At 71.5% G+C, this 4,366-nt stretch carries 5 protein-coding genes; 1 reads left to right on the top strand and 4 read right to left on the bottom strand.

Annotation, left to right across the window (positions count from 1 at the left end; translation table 11 throughout):
• The 4 genes from Mterra_RS19235 to Mterra_RS19250 form a co-directional block, all read right to left on the bottom strand.
• A partial coding sequence (locus Mterra_RS19235; protein ID WP_275054867.1) for a glucodextranase DOMON-like domain-containing protein occupies nucleotides 1–476 on the bottom strand: 476 nt, incomplete at its 3' end.
• The gene (locus Mterra_RS19240; protein ID WP_119316599.1) at nucleotides 473–1,765 is read right to left on the bottom strand and encodes a gluconeogenesis factor YvcK family protein; all 1,293 of its coding nucleotides are present in this window, start codon (nucleotides 1,763–1,765) and stop codon (nucleotides 473–475) included. The genes Mterra_RS19235 and Mterra_RS19240, both read right to left, overlap by 4 nt.
• A 104-nt stretch (nucleotides 1,766–1,869) precedes the next feature.
• Nucleotides 1,870–2,694 carry an RNase adapter RapZ gene (gene rapZ / locus Mterra_RS19245; protein WP_119316596.1) on the bottom strand — a complete coding sequence of 275 codons (825 nt, stop codon included), beginning with the start codon at nucleotides 2,692–2,694 and terminating at the stop codon, nucleotides 1,870–1,872.
• Nucleotides 2,695–2,887: 193 nt separating this feature from the next.
• Nucleotides 2,888–3,343 (bottom strand): FKBP-type peptidyl-prolyl cis-trans isomerase, encoded by a 456-nt coding sequence (locus Mterra_RS19250; protein WP_119316597.1) that lies wholly within the window; start codon nucleotides 3,341–3,343, stop codon nucleotides 2,888–2,890.
• 135 nt (nucleotides 3,344–3,478) lie between these two features.
• Here Mterra_RS19250 and Mterra_RS19255 point away from each other — a divergent pair, with 135 nt between their 5' ends.
• Complete coding sequence (locus Mterra_RS19255; protein WP_119316598.1) at nucleotides 3,479–4,279, top strand: MBL fold metallo-hydrolase; 801 nt, start codon at nucleotides 3,479–3,481, stop codon at nucleotides 4,277–4,279.
• The last annotated feature ends 87 nt before the right edge of the window (nucleotides 4,280–4,366 follow it).

Raw genomic sequence — 4,366 nt, forward strand, 5'->3', positions numbered from 1 at the left:
GGGCGGAAGCGCCAGGGGGTGAAGGGGTCGTAGAGGCCGACCGTGACGTAGTAGCCGTAGTCGCCGGGCGGGAGCTCGGGCAAGACCTCGAGCCAGTCCTCGTCGCGGCGCAGCTCGAGGTCTTGGGCGGCCCCGGCGGGGTCGCGCTGCTCGGCGCCCCAGCCCGTCAGCAGGACGGCCTGGTCCCAGCCCTGGCCTTCGGGGGTCTTGAAGCCGGCCCCGGGCAGCTCCTGGCTGCCGCCGGGTTGGGTGTCGAGGTAGACGCCCACCACGGCCAGCGAGAAGCCTTTGGGGGCTTGCAGGGGGTTGGCGTAGCGGGCCAAGCGCACGCGCAGCACCAGGCGGCCGTCGCGCTCGAGGGCCTCGAAGCCGGTGAGGTCGGCGAAGCCCACCTCGCTGTAGAGGCCGGCCTGGGGGTAGCCGTAGCCCAGGCCGTGGTCGTCGCCGATGCGGTCGGTGAGGAGGAGAGGGATCATTGGGATCTGAGGGCCATCAGGGCCCGTACCAGTTTAGCCGGGTCGTGCTGGGCGTAGGGGCCGTCCTCGAGGAAGTCGCCCCTCACCACCCGCACGCCCTGGGCCTCGAGGGCCTCGAGGTCGAGGGTCACCGGCTGCTGGCCCTCGGCCCCGTAGCGGGCCTGGCGCTCGGCGCCGATGGGCTGGGTGTGGGCCACCACGATCTCGGGGGCGCGGCCTAGGTGCGCGGCGATGGCGCGGTAGTGCTCGAGGGCGGAGAGGTGGTCGGTCTCGCCCTTCTCGGTCATGACGTTGAGGATGTAGCACAGCTTGCCGGGCGCTTTGAGGATGGCCTCCTGGATCTGCGGCGGCAGGAAGCTGGGGATCACGCTGGAGTAGAGGCTGCCCGGCCCCAGCACGATCAGGTCGGCGCGGCGGATGGCCTCGAGCGCCTCGGGCATGGCGGTGAGCTCCGGGGGCTGCTCAAAGGCGCTGCCGGGCTCGGCGAGGCCTTCCGCGGCCACCCCCACCGGCTCCCGGCGCAGCGCCTCGAGCCACACCCGGCGGATGCGGCTTTTGCCCTCGCGCAGCCGGGTCTCGCCCTCGCTGGTGCTGCCGTCCTCGCGCAGGGCGCACAGCTTGGCGGGTAGGGCGGTGGCCGGCCAGACCGCCCCGCGCAGGCGCAGGATCTGGTTGGCGTTGCGCAAGGCCTCGGCGAAGTTGCCCTCCACCTCGTGCAGCGAGACGAGCATCAGGTTGCCGAAGGTGTGGCCCGCCAGCTCGCCCCCGCGCCTGAAGCGGTAGGCCATGAGGTCGGGCAGGCCCGGCGCGTCGGAGAGGGCGGCCAGGCAATCGACGAGGTCGCCCACCGCGGGGATGCCGAAGCTGTCGCGCAGGCGCCCGGTGGAGCCCCCGTCGTCGGTGACGGCCACGACGGCGGTGAGGTTGGCGGTCTCCTCCTTGAGCCCCCGCAGCACCCGCGACAGCCCGGTGCCCCCGCCCAGCGCCACGATGCGGGGGCCGGCCTCGAGCCGCCGCCGGATGTAGACCTGCTCGGGCACGGTGTCGGGGTCGGTGAGGGCGGAGAGCATGCTGCGGTTCATCCAGCGGATGCCCTGCGCCAGCAGGAACACGCCCAGGCCCAGCCACAGCGAGCCGGTCAGCCAGGCCGGGGCGTCGAAGGGCCGGGCCCAGTGCACGAGCTCGTAAAACTTCGAGACCAGCGGCCCCTCCCACGAGAGCTGGAGGATCCCCACCAGCCCCAGCAACCCCCCCAGCACCGCCACCAGCAGGTAGCGCTTGACCCGCATCCCCGGCAGCAGCCAGCGCCAGCTCTGCCAGCGCAGCCCGAAGCGCACGGCCCTACCCTGCACAGCCCACCTCGCCCGGGGAAAGGGGCTGGCTCGAGAAGGGGCTAATCGCCTTTGCCCACATCGCGGTGCTCGACTTCTACTCTAAACCTTCCGCCCATGTCCTGCGCCAGCCGCTCGGCCACCGCCACGCTGCGGTGGCGCCCCCCCGTGCAGCCGACGGCGACCGTGTAGGCCGCGCGGCCGTTCTCGCGGGCCCCCTCGGCCGCCAGGCCCGCCGTGGTCATGAGGGCGCGGTAGAAGGGCTCGTCCTCCTTGCGGCTGAAGACGTAGCGGGCCACCTCGGGCTCGGTGCCCGCTCGAGGCTTGAGCCGGGCGTCGTAGTAGGGGTTGGGCAGGCTGCGCACGTCGAGCACCAGGTCGGCGTCCTGCGGCGGCCCCCACTTGAAGCCGAAGGACAACAGCCGCAGCACGAAGCCCTCCTCCTCGCCCAGCGCCCGCTCGAGCGTCTCCTTGAGCTCGCGCGCCGACTTGTCGGAGGTGTCGATGACCAGGTCGGCCTGGTCGCGCAGGGGGGCGAGGGCGTTCTTCTCGGCCTCGATCTCGCTCAAGAGGTTGCCGGTGCCCAAAGGGTGCAGCCGGCGCGAGAGGTTGTAGCGCTTGAGCAGCACGTCGGGGCGGGCCTCGAGGAAGACCACGAAGGGCTTGAGCTGGGCCAGGGTGGGCCCCAGGTGGTCCAAGAACTTGCGGGTGCGGATGTCAACGACCACCGCCGCCTTGCCGATGCCCGCTTGCTGCAGGGTCTCCAGCAGCGCAGGCCACAGCGCGGGCGGCAGGTTGTCCACCGAGAAATAGCCCAGGTCCTCCAGCGCGAAGTGGGCGCTGGTCTTGCCCGCGCCGGAGAGGCCGGTGATGACGACGAATCTCATCTGGAGTACCTGTCGGTAGCCGGTAGCCGGTAGCCGGGCGCCGGGCGCGGGTCGTGCGTCCTGCGCCCGGCGTCGTACGTCCTACGTCGTACGCCAAACGCAAGACGCCTCGACCCTCGACCCCAAGTGCCACGGGCCACGGGCCTTCCGCCCTTCGCTGACGGCTGAGGGCTGATGGCGGAGGGCTTTTCCCTCACTTCACCTCCACCAGCTCGACGTCGAAGATCAGGGCCGAGTTGGCGGGGATGTCGGTGCTGGGGGAGCGGTCGCCGTAGGCCAGGGCGGCGGGGATGTGCAGCCGGCGTTGGCCGCCCACCTTCATGCCCAGCACGCCGCTGTCCCAGCCCTGGATCACCTGGCCTTGGCCTAAGGTGAACTCGAAGGCGTCGCGGCCTTCCTGGCAGGAGGTGTCGAACTCCTTGCCGTCCACCAGGCGGCCGATGTAGTGGACCCGGACGGTCTTGCCGGGCAGGGCCTCGGCGCCGTTGCCCACCTTGACGTCCTCGATCTTGAGGCTGGTGACGGCGTCGTTGGTGGTCTTGAGGGCTTCGGGCTTGTTCTTGCAGATGGCGGCGGTCTTGTCGTTCTGGCAGCCGGCGAGCAACAGGCTCCCGGCCAGCAGCAGCGTAGCGGCGAGGGTCGGCTTCATACCGCTGAGCATTGTATCGGGTCTGGATGAGGGCGGTCAGCTTTTCGGAGCCGGGCGGTGGCTGACCCGTGCCAGGATTCAAGGCCGGTGAGGGTTGATTGTGCCCAACCGAGGTTGGGGTTAGGCTCGAGCCAGGTGGAAGCGACCCTGACCTATATCGGAGCGGCCACGGTGCTGCTCGAGGTGGGCGGCTGGCGCTTCCTCACCGACCCCGTGCTCGACCCGCCCGGCGGGGTGTACGCGCTCGAGCAGGGCCCCATCCGCGGCGCGGCGGCCCGCCGCCTGCGGCTGCGCTCGCGCAAGCTCACCGGCCCCGCCGTCGCGCCCGAGAACCTGCCGCCCGTCCACGCCGTGCTGCTCTCCCACGACCAGCACTTCGACAACCTCGACACCGCCGGCCGGGCCTTCCTGCCCAAAGCCGGGCGCGTCCTGACCACGGTCTCGGGCGCTAAACGGCTCGGCGGCAACGCGGTGGGGCTCGCCCCCTGGCAGCCGGTTCGGGTGGGCGAAATCCGCGTCACGGCTACCCCCGCCCAGCACGGCCCGCGCATCGCCTTGCCCGTGGTGGGGGAGGTGACGGGGTTTTTCCTCGAGTGGCCCTCCCAGCGGCACGGCGGGCTCTACGTCTCCGGCGACACCGTGTGGTTCGCCGGCCTGGCCGAGGTCGCCCGGCGTTTCAAGGTGAGCGCGGCCTTGCTGCACGTAGGGGCCGCCCGCTTCCGCCTCACCGGCCGCATCCGCTACACCCTCGACGCCGAGGATGCCGTCAAGCTCGCCAAGCGCCTCGAGCCCCGCACCCTCATCCCCATCCACCACGAAGGCTGGTCCCACTTCTCCGAGGGCCGCACCGAGGTCGAACAGGCCTTCCAAAAAGCCGGCCTCGAGGCCAAGACGCTGTGGCTCGAGCCGGGAGTCCCCACACGGCTGGAGGTCTAAACGCCAGCCCCATGGATGGCGGGTGGCCTGTGGTTCGCCCCTCCCCGTCCCTCCCCGCGCGGGGAGGGACGGGGAGGGGCGAACCAC

Origin of the sequence: Calidithermus terrae, from assembly GCF_003574345.1 — a bacterium.
Taxonomy (GTDB): domain Bacteria; phylum Deinococcota; class Deinococci; order Deinococcales; family Thermaceae; genus Calidithermus; species Calidithermus chliarophilus.

Coding starts and splice junctions, on each gene's coding strand:
- Mterra_RS19250 (WP_119316597.1), bottom strand. CDS start 3,343: ATGAAGCCGACCCTCGCCGCTACGCTGCTGCTGGCCGGGAGCCTGTTG.
- Mterra_RS19240 (WP_119316599.1), bottom strand. CDS start 1,765: ATGCGGGTCAAGCGCTACCTGCTGGTGGCGGTGCTGGGGGGGTTGCTG.
- rapZ (WP_119316596.1), bottom strand. CDS start 2,694: ATGAGATTCGTCGTCATCACCGGCCTCTCCGGCGCGGGCAAGACCAGC.